This window comes from Paramaledivibacter caminithermalis DSM 15212 (assembly GCF_900142245.1).
Taxonomy (GTDB): Bacteria; Bacillota; Clostridia; order Peptostreptococcales; family Caminicellaceae; genus Paramaledivibacter; species Paramaledivibacter caminithermalis.
This window is the reverse complement of the sequence record NZ_FRAG01000036.1, coordinates 20011-36339: the sequence shown is the minus strand read 5'-3', so window position 1 is coordinate 36339 and position 16329 is coordinate 20011. Positions and strand designations below refer to the sequence as shown.

Annotated in this window: 15 protein-coding genes; all 15 read right to left on the bottom strand. The window is 30.0% G+C overall.

The window, feature by feature from the left end; all coding sequences use genetic code 11:
• The coding region (gene tnpA / locus BUB36_RS12880; protein ID WP_131821269.1) for an IS200/IS605 family transposase at positions 1-185 on the bottom strand (185 nt) is incomplete at its 3' end.
• 143 nt (positions 186-328) lie between these two features.
• Entirely contained in the window at positions 329-1267 is a 939-nt protein-coding gene (locus BUB36_RS12875; RefSeq protein WP_084112033.1) for a Ppx/GppA phosphatase family protein, read from the bottom strand.
• Positions 1268-1350: 83 nt separating this feature from the next.
• Positions 1351-1812: a S1 RNA-binding domain-containing protein gene (locus BUB36_RS12870; RefSeq protein ID WP_073150922.1), complete on the bottom strand. Its 462-nt coding sequence runs from the start codon at positions 1810-1812 to the stop codon at positions 1351-1353.
• A 103-nt stretch (positions 1813-1915) separates the two neighbouring features.
• On the bottom strand, positions 1916-2218 hold the full coding sequence (locus tag BUB36_RS12865) for an FtsB family cell division protein (protein ID WP_073150919.1): 303 nt from the start codon (positions 2216-2218) through the stop codon (positions 1916-1918).
• A gap of 242 nt (positions 2219-2460) precedes the next feature.
• Complete coding sequence (gene yabQ / locus BUB36_RS12860; protein WP_073150916.1) at positions 2461-2970, bottom strand: spore cortex biosynthesis protein YabQ; 510 nt, start codon at positions 2968-2970, stop codon at positions 2461-2463.
• Positions 2971-3000: 30 nt separating this feature from the next.
• Positions 3001-3291, bottom strand: coding sequence for a sporulation protein YabP (gene yabP / locus BUB36_RS12855; RefSeq protein WP_073150914.1), 291 nt, complete (start codon positions 3289-3291; stop codon positions 3001-3003).
• Positions 3292-3612: 321 nt separating this feature from the next.
• The gene (locus tag BUB36_RS12850; protein ID WP_073150911.1) at positions 3613-3855 is read right to left on the bottom strand and encodes an RNA-binding S4 domain-containing protein; all 243 of its coding nucleotides are present in this window, start codon (positions 3853-3855) and stop codon (positions 3613-3615) included.
• A 63-nt stretch (positions 3856-3918) separates the two neighbouring features.
• Positions 3919-4197, bottom strand: coding sequence for an HU family DNA-binding protein (locus BUB36_RS12845; RefSeq protein ID WP_073150908.1), 279 nt, complete (start codon positions 4195-4197; stop codon positions 3919-3921).
• Between the two features lie 114 nt (positions 4198-4311).
• Positions 4312-5784, bottom strand: coding sequence for a bifunctional methyltransferase/pyrophosphohydrolase YabN (gene yabN, locus BUB36_RS12840; protein ID WP_073150906.1), 1473 nt, complete (start codon positions 5782-5784; stop codon positions 4312-4314).
• A gap of 50 nt (positions 5785-5834) precedes the next feature.
• Entirely contained in the window at positions 5835-7439 is a 1605-nt protein-coding gene (locus BUB36_RS12835; RefSeq protein ID WP_073150903.1) for a putative polysaccharide biosynthesis protein, read from the bottom strand.
• A 220-nt stretch (positions 7440-7659) separates the two neighbouring features.
• Positions 7660-8211: a stage V sporulation protein T gene (gene spoVT, locus BUB36_RS12830; RefSeq protein WP_073150900.1), complete on the bottom strand. Its 552-nt coding sequence runs from the start codon at positions 8209-8211 to the stop codon at positions 7660-7662.
• Between the two features lie 313 nt (positions 8212-8524).
• Entirely contained in the window at positions 8525-9505 is a 981-nt protein-coding gene (locus BUB36_RS12825) for a peptidylprolyl isomerase (protein ID WP_073150898.1), read from the bottom strand.
• 78 nt (positions 9506-9583) lie between these two features.
• Positions 9584-13099, bottom strand: coding sequence for a transcription-repair coupling factor (mfd, locus tag BUB36_RS12820; RefSeq protein ID WP_073150895.1), 3516 nt, complete (start codon positions 13097-13099; stop codon positions 9584-9586).
• 212 nt (positions 13100-13311) lie between these two features.
• Complete coding sequence (pth, locus tag BUB36_RS12815; protein ID WP_073150894.1) at positions 13312-13869, bottom strand: aminoacyl-tRNA hydrolase; 558 nt, start codon at positions 13867-13869, stop codon at positions 13312-13314.
• Positions 13870-14197: 328 nt separating this feature from the next.
• Entirely contained in the window at positions 14198-16213 is a 2016-nt protein-coding gene (locus BUB36_RS12810) for a methyl-accepting chemotaxis protein (protein ID WP_073150891.1), read from the bottom strand.
• Between the last annotated feature and the right edge of the window lie 116 nt (positions 16214-16329).

Below are 16329 nucleotides of genomic sequence, written 5' to 3'. Positions count from 1 at the left end.
ACATGATCTTTTCCTACGCTACCTTGTACTATTGTTATTTTTCTTGCTTCACATCCTTGCCTTATCAAATCTCTCAATCTTTCTGCTATTTTTCCTCTTAACATTTTATATCTATATTTTGTTACCCATATTACATGATATTTTATGTCATATATTGTATGACTACTTCTTCTGTATTCTATCATTTTTATCACCCCAACACTATTATACCACTATCATGCAGCTTCGCTGTTTGCTAAAGCTACCCGACTGAAAGTCGGGGGATTTAAACCTGGCACATGGAAATTAAAAAAATAATTTCCATATATATACAAAATCTAACCTTTTTCTATTTCCTTTCTCTTATATCTTTATAAATAAATCCTTCAAGGTTATCAAATTCACTTATTCTAATTCTTTTCAAATTTAAAGCAGTAAGTATTTCAAATAATATAATACTTCCAGCTAATATGATATCAGCTCGTTTTGGCTGTAAACCTTTAATTTTTTTACGTTCACTATTTTTTAAATTCTTAAACATATATATCATGTCTCGTATTTCTTCAATCTTTAGTTCATAGTTATGTACTTTATCCCTATCATAAATTTCTAACCCCTGGGATATTGCAGCAAGGGTTGTAACTGTCCCCCCAATACCTGCAGCCTCTACTATCCTAAATTCATTAATTTTATTTGTAATCTCACTAATTATATTCTTTATATCGGTTTTCAAATTATGTATTTCATAATCCGTAATTGGATCATTTGTTATGTGTTTATCAGTCATTCTAACTGCTCCAACATTTAAGCTTCTCAAATACTTAATTCCCTTATTATTTCCAAAGATAAATTCAGTACTTCCTCCACCTATATCTATAACCAATAAATCTTTTACATCTTTTTTTATACCATTAATTACCCCCATAAATCCTAATTCAGCTTCTTCTTCACCACTTATGACCCTGATATCTAAATCTAATTTATCCTTTGCAATCCTTATAAATTCGTCTTTATTTAAAGCATCTCTAACTGCACTTGTTGCTATTGCATTTATACTCTTTACTCCCTCTTTTACCGCCTCATCTTTAAGCTTTTTTAATGCAGCAATGCTTCTAGCTATAGCTGCTTGGGATAACATTTTTGTCCTGTCTACTCCTTCTCCTATACGGGTCATCTCAATATTTTTTTTATTATAAATTATTTCACCATTTTTAATTTTTGCTATAAGCATTCTAATAGAATTTGTTCCTATATCAATAACACACCATTTTTCCCTAGTAATTTTCAACCTTTAATCTCCCACCTTCGACATGTTTTTTATAATGAAAACACAAAACCGGGAAATTAATCCCCGGTATTATTTACTAATTATTAACCATTTCTATTAAAGCCATTACCTCTTCTATTATTAGCATTCTTTTTCATAGTTTTTAATTTTTCATCGCTATCCTTTAAAAACTTTGATAGCATATCTTCAAATGAACCCTGTATTTTATTTGATTTATTATACTTAGGCTTTCTGTCGTTTACTCGCCTCTCAACTTGCCTTTTTTCAGTTTTTGATGGTTCTTCAATTTTCTCTTGCTTGATTGCCTTATTGTCACAAGCTTTACGAATTGAAAGACTGACCTTTCCATTCCCATTCATTTCAATAATCTTAACTTTAACTATTTGCTGCTCCTTTAGGTAATCCTTTACATTCTTTACATATTCATCGGCTATTTCTGATATATGACATAATCCTGTATTTCCATCTGGCAGTTGTATAAAGGCTCCAAAATTTGTAATACCTGTAACAGTGCCATCAACTACCTTACCAATTTCCAAGGGCATTAAAAACCTTCCTCCTTAATTTTTTTTACGTTACTGCCTCACATCAATTATATTTTATCATAGCAACTATGTCAATATGCCTTTTATCAATGGATTAACTTTATCAATCCTGTATAATATATATTATTTCATTTGGCTTTACCATTTTTAATTTTTCTCTTGCAACTTTTTCTATAAATTCCAAACTTTCACTTTCTTCAATCTTTTTTTCCATATCACTTAATTCTTTTTTCAATGTTGCCGCTCTTTGCTGTAACTGGTTCTCTTCTTTTTCTAAATCTCTTAGCTTCATTTCCTGATTTACCATAGTTACAGACAAATAGACTATTAGCATTACAATAAAAGCTATAGAAATTCTATTTCTTTTTAAAAAACTTCCTTTTCTTCTTTTGTTCTTCTTAGCCATGGACTCACATCCTTAGATATGTTTAAAGTATATATTATCCTGCAGACTTAAATTTTTTTTTCATAGAGAGTCCAAGTAAATCTTAATTTATAAACATCAAAATATCCAGAGCTTTTAGGAAGTTTTGATGTGTATAAATTAAAGCTTTGACTGAAATCTCTATAGGTTTTTATATATATATTCTATAAATCTAACTTTTTCCCTTTAATAAATTTTCTTTCTTATCTATATTTTATCTCATATTATTTCTTATTCAAAATTGTTTTAGAATATTTTTTTATTTCATTCACCATTGTTTTGGGTATACTTAAAAACTTTTTTAATTTTATAATCAAAGGCTTTATAAGTTTATAGATTTTATTATATGGATACATTATACATTTATAAAAAAATTCAAAAATCTTCAGTACTTTTTCATGAATCTTATATAAAATATTTTTTATTGTACTTAAAAATATTTTAATAGTTTTTACGACTATTCTACTTAATAATAAATTATATATTAAAGCACCTAATATAAAGCCTATTATTGAATAGCCCCGTATTTTTCCATCATCGCTATATATAAGAACACATATAACAACTATAGAGATAGTAATCCAAAATAGTATATCTTGAATTATAGCAATAAATTTCCTCGTATTTAATATATCTCTATAAATCTTATATATATCATACATAAATCCAATTACTATTCCTCCATAAAATGTAGTTAAAAATACATATAGTTGATAGTATACCAATGTAGACATATGTTCTTCACCTCAATCTTACTAGAACCTTTACTTGAATATTTTCCCAAGGAATCCTATGCCTTTAGAACCTATATCTTCTTTATCACTATAGACAATGGAATTTATATATCCTTCTATAGATAAATTACCATCATCTAGATTTAATTTCTTTATATCAAGTTCTGAGCCCCTTATAGTTATATTACCTTGTACTGTAATTAATATAATAATTGTTGGATCAAAGCTTTTAACATGCTCTACGCCAGAAATACTCATTTTTTCTCTATTTTCTAGTATCACATTATGAGATCTATTGCTTACATTTTTCCTTTCTTCCATATGGCATACCTCCTTCTCTTATAAAGATATGATATGAATTTTGAATATATTACTCTTTGAAAAATAGGAAGCTGCTTTAAAGAACAAAGGCGTCTGGCGACGTATTTTAAGTTACAAGTTCCAAGTTGCAAGTACTAGGGTCTTTCTCGTAAATTTTTAAAAAAACAATTTGTACTAATATCTTACTGCTAATAGTTTTAACTTTTCTTCTAGTACCCTATTTTACTCTGTTTTAGCTATACAATTTCTTTTAAAAAAGTTTCATCTCCTTAATAAATATAAAAACTTAGGGTTCTTAAATCCCTAAGTTTTATTCAGATTCTATTCTATTGTTTTATACATTTCTTTAGCTGCATGCTTAGTAACATGCTCTTTCAAATCCAATACTTCAACTTTAATCGTTTTTGTACCAAATTCCATAGTAACTATGTCTCCTTCTACAACTTCTGTTCCAGGCTTAGCAACTTTATCGTTTATCTTTATCCGTCCTTGTTCACATGCCTCTTTTGCAACTGTTCTTCTCTTGATAAGTCTAGAATTTTTTAAAAATTTATCTATCCTCATGAAATCAACTCCTTTGGACAAAAAGAAAAAGCAGCAAAGCTGCTTTTTTCTGTCATTAAAACTTTAAGCATTCACCATGTCTTTTAAAGCTTTACCAGCTTTAAATACAGGAGCCTTTGATGCAGGTATTTCAATAACTTGCTCAGGATTTCTTGGATTTCTTCCTTGTCTTGCTTTTCTTTCTCTTACATCAAAAGTACCAAAGCCAACAAGTGAAACCTTTTCTCCATTTACTAATGATTCTTCAACACTTTTCATAAATGCATTTAAAGCAGCCTCTGCATCTTTTTTTGTTAATCCTGATTTTTCAGCCATACTTGCAACTAATTGAGCTTTGTTCATAATGTTACCTCCTTAAATTATCTTTTGATTTTTTTATAAAATTCTATTTTATTACGTATATGCTAATTCTATCTTTTATTGAAAAATCCTTCTTTTTGAAGGTTTTTTTTTAATTTAGTACTTTTTTTCTATTTTTTTAGCCTGATTCCATAGACTATCCATTTCTTCTAAAGTCATTTCTTCCATTTTTTGATTATTTTCTTTAGCTGTCTGCTCTATATAGCTAAATCTTTTTATAAATTTATCTATAGTACTATTTAGTGCTAATTCTGGTCTGATTTTAAAAAATCTGGCTACATTTACTACAGCAAATAATAAATCTCCAATTTCTTCATATATTTTATCCTTATTATCACTATTTAAAGCATCAGTTAGTTCTTGAAGTTCTTCGCTGACTTTTTCCATGGCTCCATATACATTATCCCAGTCAAATCCAACCTTAGCAGCCTTTTGTTGTATCTTGTAGCTTTTCATTAGAGCAGGCAATTGTTTAGGAATCCTTGCAAGAGATTCAGTATAGCTATTTTCCTCTTTTTCCCTTCTCTTTATTTCTTCCCAATTAATCAATACTTTTTCTGCAGTTTGAACCTTCAGGTTCCCAAAAACATGGGGATGTCTATTAATAAGCTTTCTACAAATACCCGTAATTACATCAGTTATATTAAAATATCCATTTTCACTGGCTATTTGACTGTGAAATACAATCTGCAAAAGAAGGTCTCCTAATTCTTCCTCTAAAAGCTCTATATCATCCTTTTCTAGTGCCTCTAATACTTCATAGCTTTCTTCAATAAGATATGGCTTTAGGCTTTGGTGATCCTGCTTCCTGTCCCATGGACAACCCTCGTTGCTTCTTAGTTTTTTCATAATATCTACTAAATTATGCATTTTATATTTTTTTATATCATTACCAACTTTAGGAATAAATATACTTGTCAAATGGTCTAAGAAGTCCACTCTATCCAATTCATATAGCGGAACCTTTATTATTTTTTCTTGTGATGCAATACCTGCCCCTCTAATTATCGTTATCTCATATTCATCATCATAATATTCTATAAGCTTTAGCTTAACTTCTGAAGCAACAAATCTATTATACACTTGAGTTACTATTATGTCTACATCTGTATCGGGTTTTTGACAATCCATCTGCAACCCATCAATAATTTTTAATCCATTTACAGGATCTTTTCCTAATACATTTATAATAGCCTCTATAAAGCTTGCTCCAGCTATAAATTCTAGCTTTATATCCTCCCTATTGCGAGCTATATGTATTAGCTTCTGAACTGTACTTTCTGCTACAAAGGGACTACCAGGAACTCCATAAACTATGTCTCTATTTTGACATAGTTCTAAAAGCTTGTCCACTATTTTATCATAAACTTCTTGAAAATTTTCATTGGTATCATAAATATTGTCAAAACTCTCAAATTTTATACCTAGACTCTTGAAATAATCTACAATAGGATGCTTCTCTGTTCTAAGATATAAATAATTTGCTTTTTTTATCCTTTCAAGAGCTTCAATGGTTAAGTACTGCTTTCCTCCAGGTCCCATACCTACAACAGTAATTGTTTTCGCCAATTTTATCACCTCACTCTAGCTGCCAATATATATACTACGGCAGCTATTGACTATTTTTTATAAAATATCTTTGCTATTCTATAAAGCTTTTTCCCTCCAGGCATTAACTCAAAATCTTTATCATTTAAAGCTCTAGTTAAAAGAAGCATGATTCCATATACAAAGGCTCCTAAAGCAATAGAAATAACTGTAGCCATTCTACTGCTAATAAATAAACCTAAAGAAATATGTGAATATTTAACTACTAGAGCCATAGTTATAACAGCAATGATGGGTTTGATAATATCTTGAATAATATTGAATTTAACTCTAGTATATATCTTAACAAAAATAAAATTAAGTATACATGCCAATATAAATCCAGCTAATGTAGCTATAACTGCTCCTTTAATATTTATAGCAGGAATTCCAATTAATATATAACTTAAAACTAATTTAAGCAAAGCCCCAATTAGTAAGTTGCCAGCTGGTATGAGCTGCTTTCCCAAGCCTTGTAATATTCCTGTAAAGGTTTGAAATAGAGATAAAAACACAACGCCCCATGCAGAAATTCTTAAAATCTCTCCTGCACCTATAGCAGCCTCCATTTGACTTGGATAAAGAAGAAGCATTATTTCCTCTGAAAGGATAGAAAGACCAACTGCTGCTGGTAAAGCTATAAGCAGCGTTACCCTGACTCCTGTTTCAATATTTTGTATTAGCTGTACCCTGTCTCTTCTAGCTACTACATAGGCAATAGCTGGAACCAAACTTACTTGAAGGGCTGCGGTAATTGCTTGGGGAAGATTAATTATATTATTTCCAAGTCCAATTTGTCCCCACAATCTATTAGCTGTATCATATTCATAGCCTATTGCAGTAAGTCTTCTCATCACTATACCAGTGTCAATTAAATTCATAAGTGGCAGAACTGCTGCACCTATGGTAATAGGTATTGCTATCAAAAGTAAGTTCTTAATAATTGAGGCAGAAGATTCTTGATTTATACTTGTGTTTTTTATCTGTCCAAATTTATTTTTCCTATATGTTAAGTAAATATATGTTATAAATATGCTTCCTAAAAAAGCACCAGCAGTAGCTCCAAATGTTGCTCCAGCAGCGGCTTTTTCCAAACTAACCTTAGAAAATTGATAAGCTAAGTAAAGGCCTACGGCAAATCTACCAAATTGTTCAATAATCTGAGATATGGCAGTAGGTTTCATATTCTGTAATCCTTGAAAATATCCTCTAAATGATGACATTATAGATACAAAAAATAAAGCTGGAGATAAAGCTATCATGGAATAATACGCTTTATGATTTTTAACTAAATTTGATATTGGTCTAGCACCTATAAACAAAGCTACAGAAGTAAATAATCCTATTATAACAAGTATCAAAAAGGACACTTTAAATACTCTATGTGCACCATATCTATCTCCTAAAGCTACCCGTTCAGAAACCATCTTTGCAATAGCAGCTGGTAATCCTGCCGTAGAAACTACAAGTAAAGCTGCATATATCGGATAAGCACTATTATAGTATCCCATTCCCGTATCTGCTATAAGGTTTCCTAGGGGTATCTTAAATGCAGCTCCTAAAATTTTAGCTATAATTGCCGCTATTCCTAATATAAAGGCGCCTTTAATAAACGAATTAGAATTGCCCTTTTCCATCCTATATCCTCCCTAAAATGTACTCTATTTATTATATACAAAGCATATTAATTATATCAAAATATATGAGATAAATCTTGAAATTCTAAATAAAATCTTCAAATTTTAATTAAAAATCAAAAAATATTTTGCAAAAGAAAAAGTAGTAACATCAAAGTCACTACTTAACAATTAAATAAATTGTTAAAATTTACAACATTATGTATTATTTCAAATATTATTAGTGCTCCATTTGTTTTCCTAAAAAACCAGCTGCAGTTTGAGCAATTTTCGTCTCAAGCTCTCCCATTATTCTGTCTGTTTCTTTAGATAGAAGTATTACTGATCCTATAGGATCTCCATGAGCAACAATGGGAACTATGATTTGAGATGAATATTTCCTCATATCGCTTTCTTCAATAGTGATAGTAACAAGTTTATCTGCTTCGTTGAATACTGCCACTTCTCTTTTTTCAATTACCATCTCTAAATCTTTGCTAATTCTCTTGTCTAAATATTCCTTTTTCGATCCTCCTGCTATAGCAACTACATTATCTCTATCTGTAATTACAGTTATAACATCTATTGATTCATTCAAGGATTCAGCATATTCAGTAGCAAATTCATTTAGTTCTCCTATAGGTGAATATTTCTTAAGTATCACTTCTCCTTGTCTATCTGTAAAAATTTCTAATGGATCTCCTTCTCTTATTCTTAATGTCCTTCTAATTTCCTTAGGAATAACAACTCTACCTAAGTCGTCTATTCTTCTAACTATTCCAGTTGCCTTCAATTGTTTTCCCTCCTAAAATCATTTAAAATGAATTGCTAACATATGGTTAGTATTTGTTCATATATACTTTTTATACATATATAGTAAATTTCTTTTTGATTTTTAACAGAAAGTTTATAATATAGGATTTACATAGTAAAACTTATTTTATACATGTACAAATACGTAGTGTTTCTGAGCCTTTTGGACATGTACAAATTAAAGTCTTTATTTAAATCACTATAATCTTCTATAATGTCTATTTCAAATGATCAAAGCAAATAATAAACAACTAAAAAATGGAGGTATAAATTCCCCCATTTTTTATCTCATTTTATTTCAAATTCTCTTCAAATTTTTCAATATTTCCTTCACTTTTTAATTTTTCAATTTCTTTGATGAATTCTTCCTGCTTTATCATTGCCTCAGCTTTTTGCTTTTCAAGCTCTAATTCTTCCTCAGATACTTCTTTCTTTAAATCGTCTATAGTTTTTTTACCTTCAAGCTTTATTATATGGTAACCATAATCTGTTTTTACTGGATCGCTTATTTCACCCACATTCATAGAAAATGCAGCTTCTTCAAACTGCTTCACCATAGCTCCTCTAGGAAAATATCCTAAATCTCCGTTATTATCTTTAACACTAGGATCCTTGGAATTTTCCTTAGCAAGCTCTGTAAAATCGCCACCAGCTTTAATTTTATTAATTATCTCCTTAGCTAATTCTTCATCCTTAACTAATATATGCTTTGCACTAACTTGAACAACATAATCCTTTGTAAGCTCATCTAATTTTTCCTTATCATTTAATCCATGTTCATCAAACAAAGCTTTTTCGTATTCTTGAACTAATAATCCCATCTTTATCTGATCTTTTACAAAACTTTCATCTAGGTTATTTTCTTCATAAAACTTTTTCAATTCTTCGTCCTGCTCTAATCGTTCCTTAAAGCCATTGTAGGCTTCTTCAATCTTAGCATCTTCAACACTAATTCCCTTTTTTTGTGCTTCCTGATTAATCAGTTCTTCAGTTACCAATTTGTCTAATACCTGCCCCTTTACTATCTCAAGCACTGTTTTACCATTAATTTCTTGACTCCAAATATTTTCTGTATACCATTCATTATATCTTTTCTCTATTATACTAAAATTCTTTTTAAAGCTATCATAGTCAATTTCTTTACCATTAACCTTAGCAACAACATTTTCATCGACTTTAGCTGCACCTCCTGCATTACTACAACCAGCTAAGGCACCTATTAATAGAATCAAAATTAGCGTAACTGAAATCATTTTCTTATTTATTTGAATCAACAAAATCCTCTCCCTTGTCCACATTTCACATATATTGGAATGCTGTATATTTTCTCATATTACTTATTATATATTATATTAGCTTAGCTGAAAACCTCTAATTTTTTCTAACATATCTATTATTTCATTTAATCTTTTATTTGGATTCATTTTTGTATCTTGATTTTTATAAATAAAATAGGGATTATTACTACAATTTATAATTATTTTTTCCTTAAAGTTCTCAGAAATTTTTGCTAATAGATAAGGATCTAATTTATATTTATTATGAAATTCAAACTTAAAGCCTTGTTTGACCTCTGAAATCGAACTTATTTTAAGCTTCTGTGCCATAACTTTCATATAAGATATTGATATAAGGTTATATACCGACTGTGGCAATGTTCCAAACCTATCTTCAATCTCTTCTTCAAGATTATAGGCATCCTGTCTATCTCGAATAGATGCAATCTTCTTATATATCTCCAGTTTATACTTCTCATCATCTATATAATCCCTTGAGATAAAGGCATCTATATTTATATCTATTGAGGTTTCTATTGTTTCTTCTACTTCTTGTCCTTTAATGGTTTTAATTGTATCTTCAAGTAATTTACAATATAAATCGTATCCGATATCAGCCATATGACCATGCTGCTTTGCTCCAAGCAAATTTCCTGCTCCTCTTATTTCTAAATCCTTCATTGCAATTTTAAAACCAGAGCCAAGCTCGGTAAACTCCTTTATGGCTCTGAGTCTCTTTTCAGCAACCTCTGATAAAATCTTATCCTTTTCATAAGTCAAATAGCAATAAGCTATTCTATTGCTTCTACCTACTCTTCCCCTCAGTTGATAAAGCTGTGACAGCCCAAGTTTATCTGCATCATTTATTATCATAGTATTAACATTACCTATATCTAATCCTGTCTCAATTATGGTTGTACATACTATTACATCAAACTCTTTATTTAAAAAGCTTATCATTATTTTCTCAAGCTTTCTCTCACTCATTTGACCATGGGCATACGCTACTCTAGCTTCTGGAACCAGTTTTTGTATCCTTGATGTTATTTTTTCAATATCCTTTACCCTATTATATACAAAGTAAACCTGACCATCCCTCTCAAGTTCCTTAATTATTGCATCTCTTACCATGTTTTCATTATAGGGCGTAACAAAGGTTTCTACTGGGTACCTATCCTCTGGTGGATCCTCAATTATACTCATGTCCCTTATACCTATAAGGGACATATGCAAGGTTCTAGGTATTGGTGTAGCCGATAATGTCAGTGCATCTACATTTCTTTTTAATTCTTTAAGAGACTCCTTATGTTTTACTCCAAATCTTTGCTCCTCATCTACCAATAAAAGACCTAAATCCTTGAATTTTACATCATTAGATAAAAGCCTATGGGTTCCAACTATAATATCAATAACTCCCATTCTTAAATCTTCTATAACCTTTTTTTGCTGTAAGCTACTTCTAAATCGGCTAAGCATTTCAATAGTAACGGGAAAATCCTTAAATCTATCTACAATTGTATTATAATGCTGTTGGGCCAATATAGTTGTTGGGACTAGAAATGCCACTTGTTTACCATCTACAACAGCCTTAAATGCTGCTCTGAGAGCTACTTCAGTCTTACCAAATCCAACATCTCCACATAAAAGTCTATCCATAGGTGTATTTTCTTCCATATCTCTTTTTATTTCCTCAATACATCTGAGCTGATCAGGGGTTTCCTCATAGGGAAATGCATCCTCAAATTGTTTTTGCCATTGACTATCTTTGGAAAAAGCATATCCCTTTGCTGACTTTCTTACAGCATAAAGCTTAAGTAAATCCTTTGCCATATCTTCTATGGCTTTCTTAACCCTATTCTTTGTTTTTTTCCATTCAGTTCCACCCAGTCTATTTAATTTAAGCTTTTTATCTTCACCACCAATGTATTTTTGTACTAAATCCATCTGATCTATAGGTACATAAAGAAGATCAGTCCCCGAATATTTTATCTTTAAATAGTCCTTTTTTATCCCCTCAACCTTTAGTTGTTCTATACCAATATATTTGCCTATACCATGGTTTTCATGAACAACATAATCTCCTATGGCTAAATCTCTAAAGGTTTTAATTTTTCTACCCTTCTTTTTGAAGCTTTTTCTTCTTCGTCTTTTAGTAGATCCAAATATTTCTTTTTCACTTATTACTATAAATTTAGAATCATTAAATACAAATCCGTTACCAAGGACTCCTTTAACTATAAAGGTTTGTCCTGATAATATATTTTCCTTTTCTCCATTAATATATTGACATTCGATATCCCTTTCTCTAAGCTCCTTTTCAATGTTTTTACATTTTTCTAAAGTTCTACATAATAGAACAACCTTATATCCCCTATATTTCCAATCTCTTATGTCCTGCACAATAAGATCCATTTTCCCATGATATGATTGTGTATCCTTTACTATGAAAGAAATATCATCCTTTATAGTAAAGTCATTTATTTTTTTGGGTAGACTATTTATTAATATACTCTTTTTACTGTCTAAACCCTTAAGTATGCTTTCATAGGATTTAAGAATATTATATTGACTAGGTAACACTTCTCCTTTCTCTAAAAACTGTTTAAACCTTTCATAAAAGTCATTTATACAGTTCTCCGCTCTTTCCCTTATTCTTATTGGTTCATGGACAAATATCAAACTATCGTTACTAAAATAATCTAAAAAGGTTTCTGGATAGTCCACAAAATAATGAATGTAGTTATCAATCCCATCAAAATATATTTTATTGTCAAGCTTAGATATTATCTCATTGATTTTTTCATTTAAATTAGGAATTAACTCTTCCTTTATTTTTTTCTGGTGTTCTTTAAGTTCTAACTTGATTTTTTCTATTCCCTTCATAATTTGCTTATCTTTCAAAAGTACTTCTCTTGTAGGTTTTACTAATATATTATCTATCTTTTTAAGGGATAATTGGGATTCACTATCAAAAGTTCTTATGGAATCTATCTCATCATCAAATAATTCGATTCTTATAGGATAATCATCTACAAATGAATAGAAGTCAATTATTCCTCCTCTTATACTAAAATGTCCCTTAGTCTGAACCATCGAGGTTCTTTCATATCCCATAAATATAAGTTTTTTTATGAAACTATCTAAATCTATTGTATCTCCAACACTTAGAGGAATTTCATAACTGATCCAATCCTTACCTGGTATGAGCTTTAGTAAAATACTATCTATGGTTGTAACTATTATACATTCTTCGCCACTAAGAACTGTCCGAATGGCATTTAATCTTTCTTCTATAATTTGATTACTATGGGCATAAACATCAAAAAACACTATGTTCTTTGGAGGAAAATATAAAACCTTTTCTCTAGCAAAAAATCTTAGGTCTTCATACATTTTTCTAGCTTCTAATTCGTTATAAGTAATAACTAAGCTCTGTTTGGTTTTATTCGAGCTTATTGAAAATATAATATTGCTAATAGCTGAACCCGAAGGTCCTGTTATAGATATTGGAAATATCCCTTTTCCAATATTATTATTAAGTTTTTTATATTCATTGGAATTATTAAAAACGTTTGCAAAAAAATTATTCATTTTGTTTACCATTCCTTTCGGAGACAAAAACGTCTGCCAACACTTGAGTTTCCAAGCTATAAAAAAAGTTAACTCAAATTTCTATAAATGACAACACCACTAGCCCAGATTTATAATCTCTGGGCATTTCTACAAATATTACAAAAAATTTTTATTAATTATTTTTAATGTTAAAATCTTATCATACTAACCTTCAACCTATAACTTTTTATCTATTTATTATATTTATTCATGGCCTTATCCATACCTTCTGATACTATACTTTCTACAGCTTCTGCAGCTAATTTTATAGATAATACAATATCTTCTCTTTCATCTTCTCCAAATCTTCCGATGACATAGGAAACAAGATCTCTATGGGTTGGTTTTCCAATACCAATCCTTATTCTAGGAAATTCATCCTTCTGGAGTAGATATATGATATTACGCATTCCATTATGAGTTCCTCCACTACCTTTTTTTCTAATCCTTATTCTTCCTAAATCGATATCTATATCATCATAGATTACTATTAATTTACTTATATCTATTTTATAGTATTCACATATTTCTAATACACTTTGTCCACTTAAATTCATAAAGGTTTGTGGCTTAACAAGCATGACCTCTTTACCATCAATTATTCCTTCTCCAATTAACGCTTTATGTTTTATCTTTTTAACTTCTATATTATTTCTATATGCTAAATAATCTACTACTTCAAACCCTACATTATGCCTAGTTCCAGTATATTTTTTACCTGGATTTCCTAAGCCTACTATTACATACATTATTCTCACCTCATAAATTAAAAACTTAAGCACAGAACTGCTGTCACTTTAAAATAAAAACTACCAATATTATATCATAAGTTATTTTTTTTATAACATAAATAACTATGTTACTCAACTTTGGCAAAAAAAATATCCAGTTTTCCCTTAAAACAGTAAGTAGCAAAGTGAATGTTCTTACTATATTTTTTGAATTTTTCATTCAAATCTCAGTTTTTTTCAATGATTTTTATTGCGAAGGTGTAGGTCTATACTTTAAAAAGAGTCAAAGGGAACCGTCACCTTTGACTCTCAAGGGAACCGTCACCTTTGACTCTCAACTTAAAATTTATATTTTGAATTTAGCAATTTCATGATTTAATTTTACTGAAAGCTCGTTTAACCTTTCTGCTGCCTTTGCAACCTCCTCAACTGCCATTGATTGTTGCTGCATAGAAGCACTAACTTCTTCAGCAGCAGCTGCTGTTTCTTCAGATACTGCAGAAATATTCTCAATGGCTGAAACAATCTCACTATTATCTGTATTCATCATTGTAACAAATTCCCCTATTGCTTCTATTTTTGAAGAAATTTTATCAATTGATTTAGATATTATTTCAAATGAACTATTAACCTCACTAACTGCTTGTGATTGTTCCATAGATCTTTCCTTTACTTCTTTCATTATCTCTACTGTATTCTCACTATCTCTTTGAATATTTACAACTATTTCCTTTATTTCATCAGCAGCATGTCTTGAATCTTCTGCAAGCTTCCTAATTTCATCAGCAACAACAGCAAATCCCTTTCCATGTTCTCCTGCCCTCGCCGCCTCAATAGAAGCATTCAATGCTAAAAGATTAGTTTGTTCAGAAATTGAACTTATGGTTTCCAATATATTACCTATATCTTTAGTCTTGCTATCCAATTCTATTATAGCAGTTTCAATTTTTGCAGTTGCCCCATCATTTAATATAGTCTTTTCCTGCAAACCCTTCATTACATCAACACCATTTATATTAGCTTCCATTACTTCTTTAGACGAAACGATCATATCCTCAGTATTTTGTCTAAGGTCATTAAACTTCATAGATAAATTTCCTGTAAGGGTAGCTCCCTTTTCTGATTCTACAGCTTGTTCAGTAGCCCCTTTAGCTATTTCTTCTACTGTCCTTGCTACTTCTTCAGCAGAAGCACTTGTTTCTTGTGATGTTGCGGCAAGCCCCTGCGCTGCCATTGTCACTTCATATGAAAGAGTTTGAACATTTCTAATAAGCTCTCCAACATCCTCTATCATCGAATTAAATCCATCAGCAAGTATTCCTACTTCATCCTTAGTTTCTATATCATTTCTTACGGTAAAATCCCCTTCTTTTATTTTTTCCATATTCATTAAAAGCTTATTAAAATATTTAGTTAACCTTCCTGAAAATAATAATGAAATAATAATAGCAATGAATAAAGAGACTGTACCAAATATCAAAGTAGTATATAATATGCTATTGGCGTCTTCAGCTATCTCATCCATATACATCGTAACTAAAATCGTCCAATTCAATTTATCCATTTTTGAAAACACAGCAAATTTCTCACGCTTGACTCCATCTTCTTCAACTTCATAATTCACATAGTCTTCATCTTTTTCTTTTATAGCCTTATCTATCTCATCTATAGGCACAATCTTACCTATAAATTCGGGTTTTTTATGAGTCATAGTTATATTATCTTTATTTAAAAGTGTAAGATGTCCATTTTTACCTATTTCTATTTCATTCATTTTTTGAGAAAGGGTATCTAACGATAAATCTATTGCTAATACTCCAACCAATTCTTTATTATTAAAGCTATTATATACTGGCATGGCAACAGAAATTACCAATTTTTTAGTATCTACATCAATATATGGATCTGTACAAATCACATCATTCTTATCAATAGCTTCAATATACCAAGGTCTTTTAGTAGGATCAAAGCCTTTTGGTATATTGGTCTTAGGATAAATATACATATCTTTATATTTAGTTCCAACATAAATACTTTTAACTTCTTCATGACTATTTATATAGCTCTTAAAGCTATTTATCATCCATTTAAGTGAATCAGGATTAGTTAATAATTGCTGAACATTTGGATCATAGGACATCTGCTTGACACTTTCTTTATAACCCTTCATATAATTATTTATTGTTTCCTTTACTTGCTTTACTAATTGCAAGGAAGAATCTTTAAGATTTTCTTCTAAAGTAGCTACTGACTTCATATAAGAAAATGTTCCTAAGGCTAAAAGAGGTATTGTTATTAAAATTATAAACATCGTTATTAGCTTTGCTTTAAGTCCAATACCTTTCTTAAATTTACTTTTCACTACCACTCCTCCTCATTATTTAATAAAAATTTTTAATCATTATAATGATTATTTAATATGTTTCGACATTTTTCTCCAAATTCCTCTTTTAATAATAATTAAAATTTTAACATTAA

Coding starts and splice junctions, on each gene's coding strand:
- yabQ (WP_073150916.1), bottom strand. CDS start 2,970: ATGTCTACATTGGTATACTATCAACTATATGTATTTTTAACTACATTT.
- pth (WP_073150894.1), bottom strand. CDS start 13,869: ATGTATGTAATAGTAGGCTTAGGAAATCCAGGTAAAAAATATACTGGA.
- yabP (WP_073150914.1), bottom strand. CDS start 3,291: ATGGAAGAAAGGAAAAATGTAAGCAATAGATCTCATAATGTGATACTA.
- BUB36_RS12835 (WP_073150903.1), bottom strand. CDS start 7,439: ATGGAAAAGGGCAATTCTAATTCGTTTATTAAAGGCGCCTTTATATTA.
- BUB36_RS12845 (WP_073150908.1), bottom strand. CDS start 4,197: ATGAACAAAGCTCAATTAGTTGCAAGTATGGCTGAAAAATCAGGATTA.
- BUB36_RS12850 (WP_073150911.1), bottom strand. CDS start 3,855: ATGAGGATAGATAAATTTTTAAAAAATTCTAGACTTATCAAGAGAAGA.
- mfd (WP_073150895.1), bottom strand. CDS start 13,099: ATGAATAATTTTTTTGCAAACGTTTTTAATAATTCCAATGAATATAAA.
- BUB36_RS12870 (WP_073150922.1), bottom strand. CDS start 1,812: ATGCCCTTGGAAATTGGTAAGGTAGTTGATGGCACTGTTACAGGTATT.
- BUB36_RS12865 (WP_073150919.1), bottom strand. CDS start 2,218: ATGGCTAAGAAGAACAAAAGAAGAAAAGGAAGTTTTTTAAAAAGAAAT.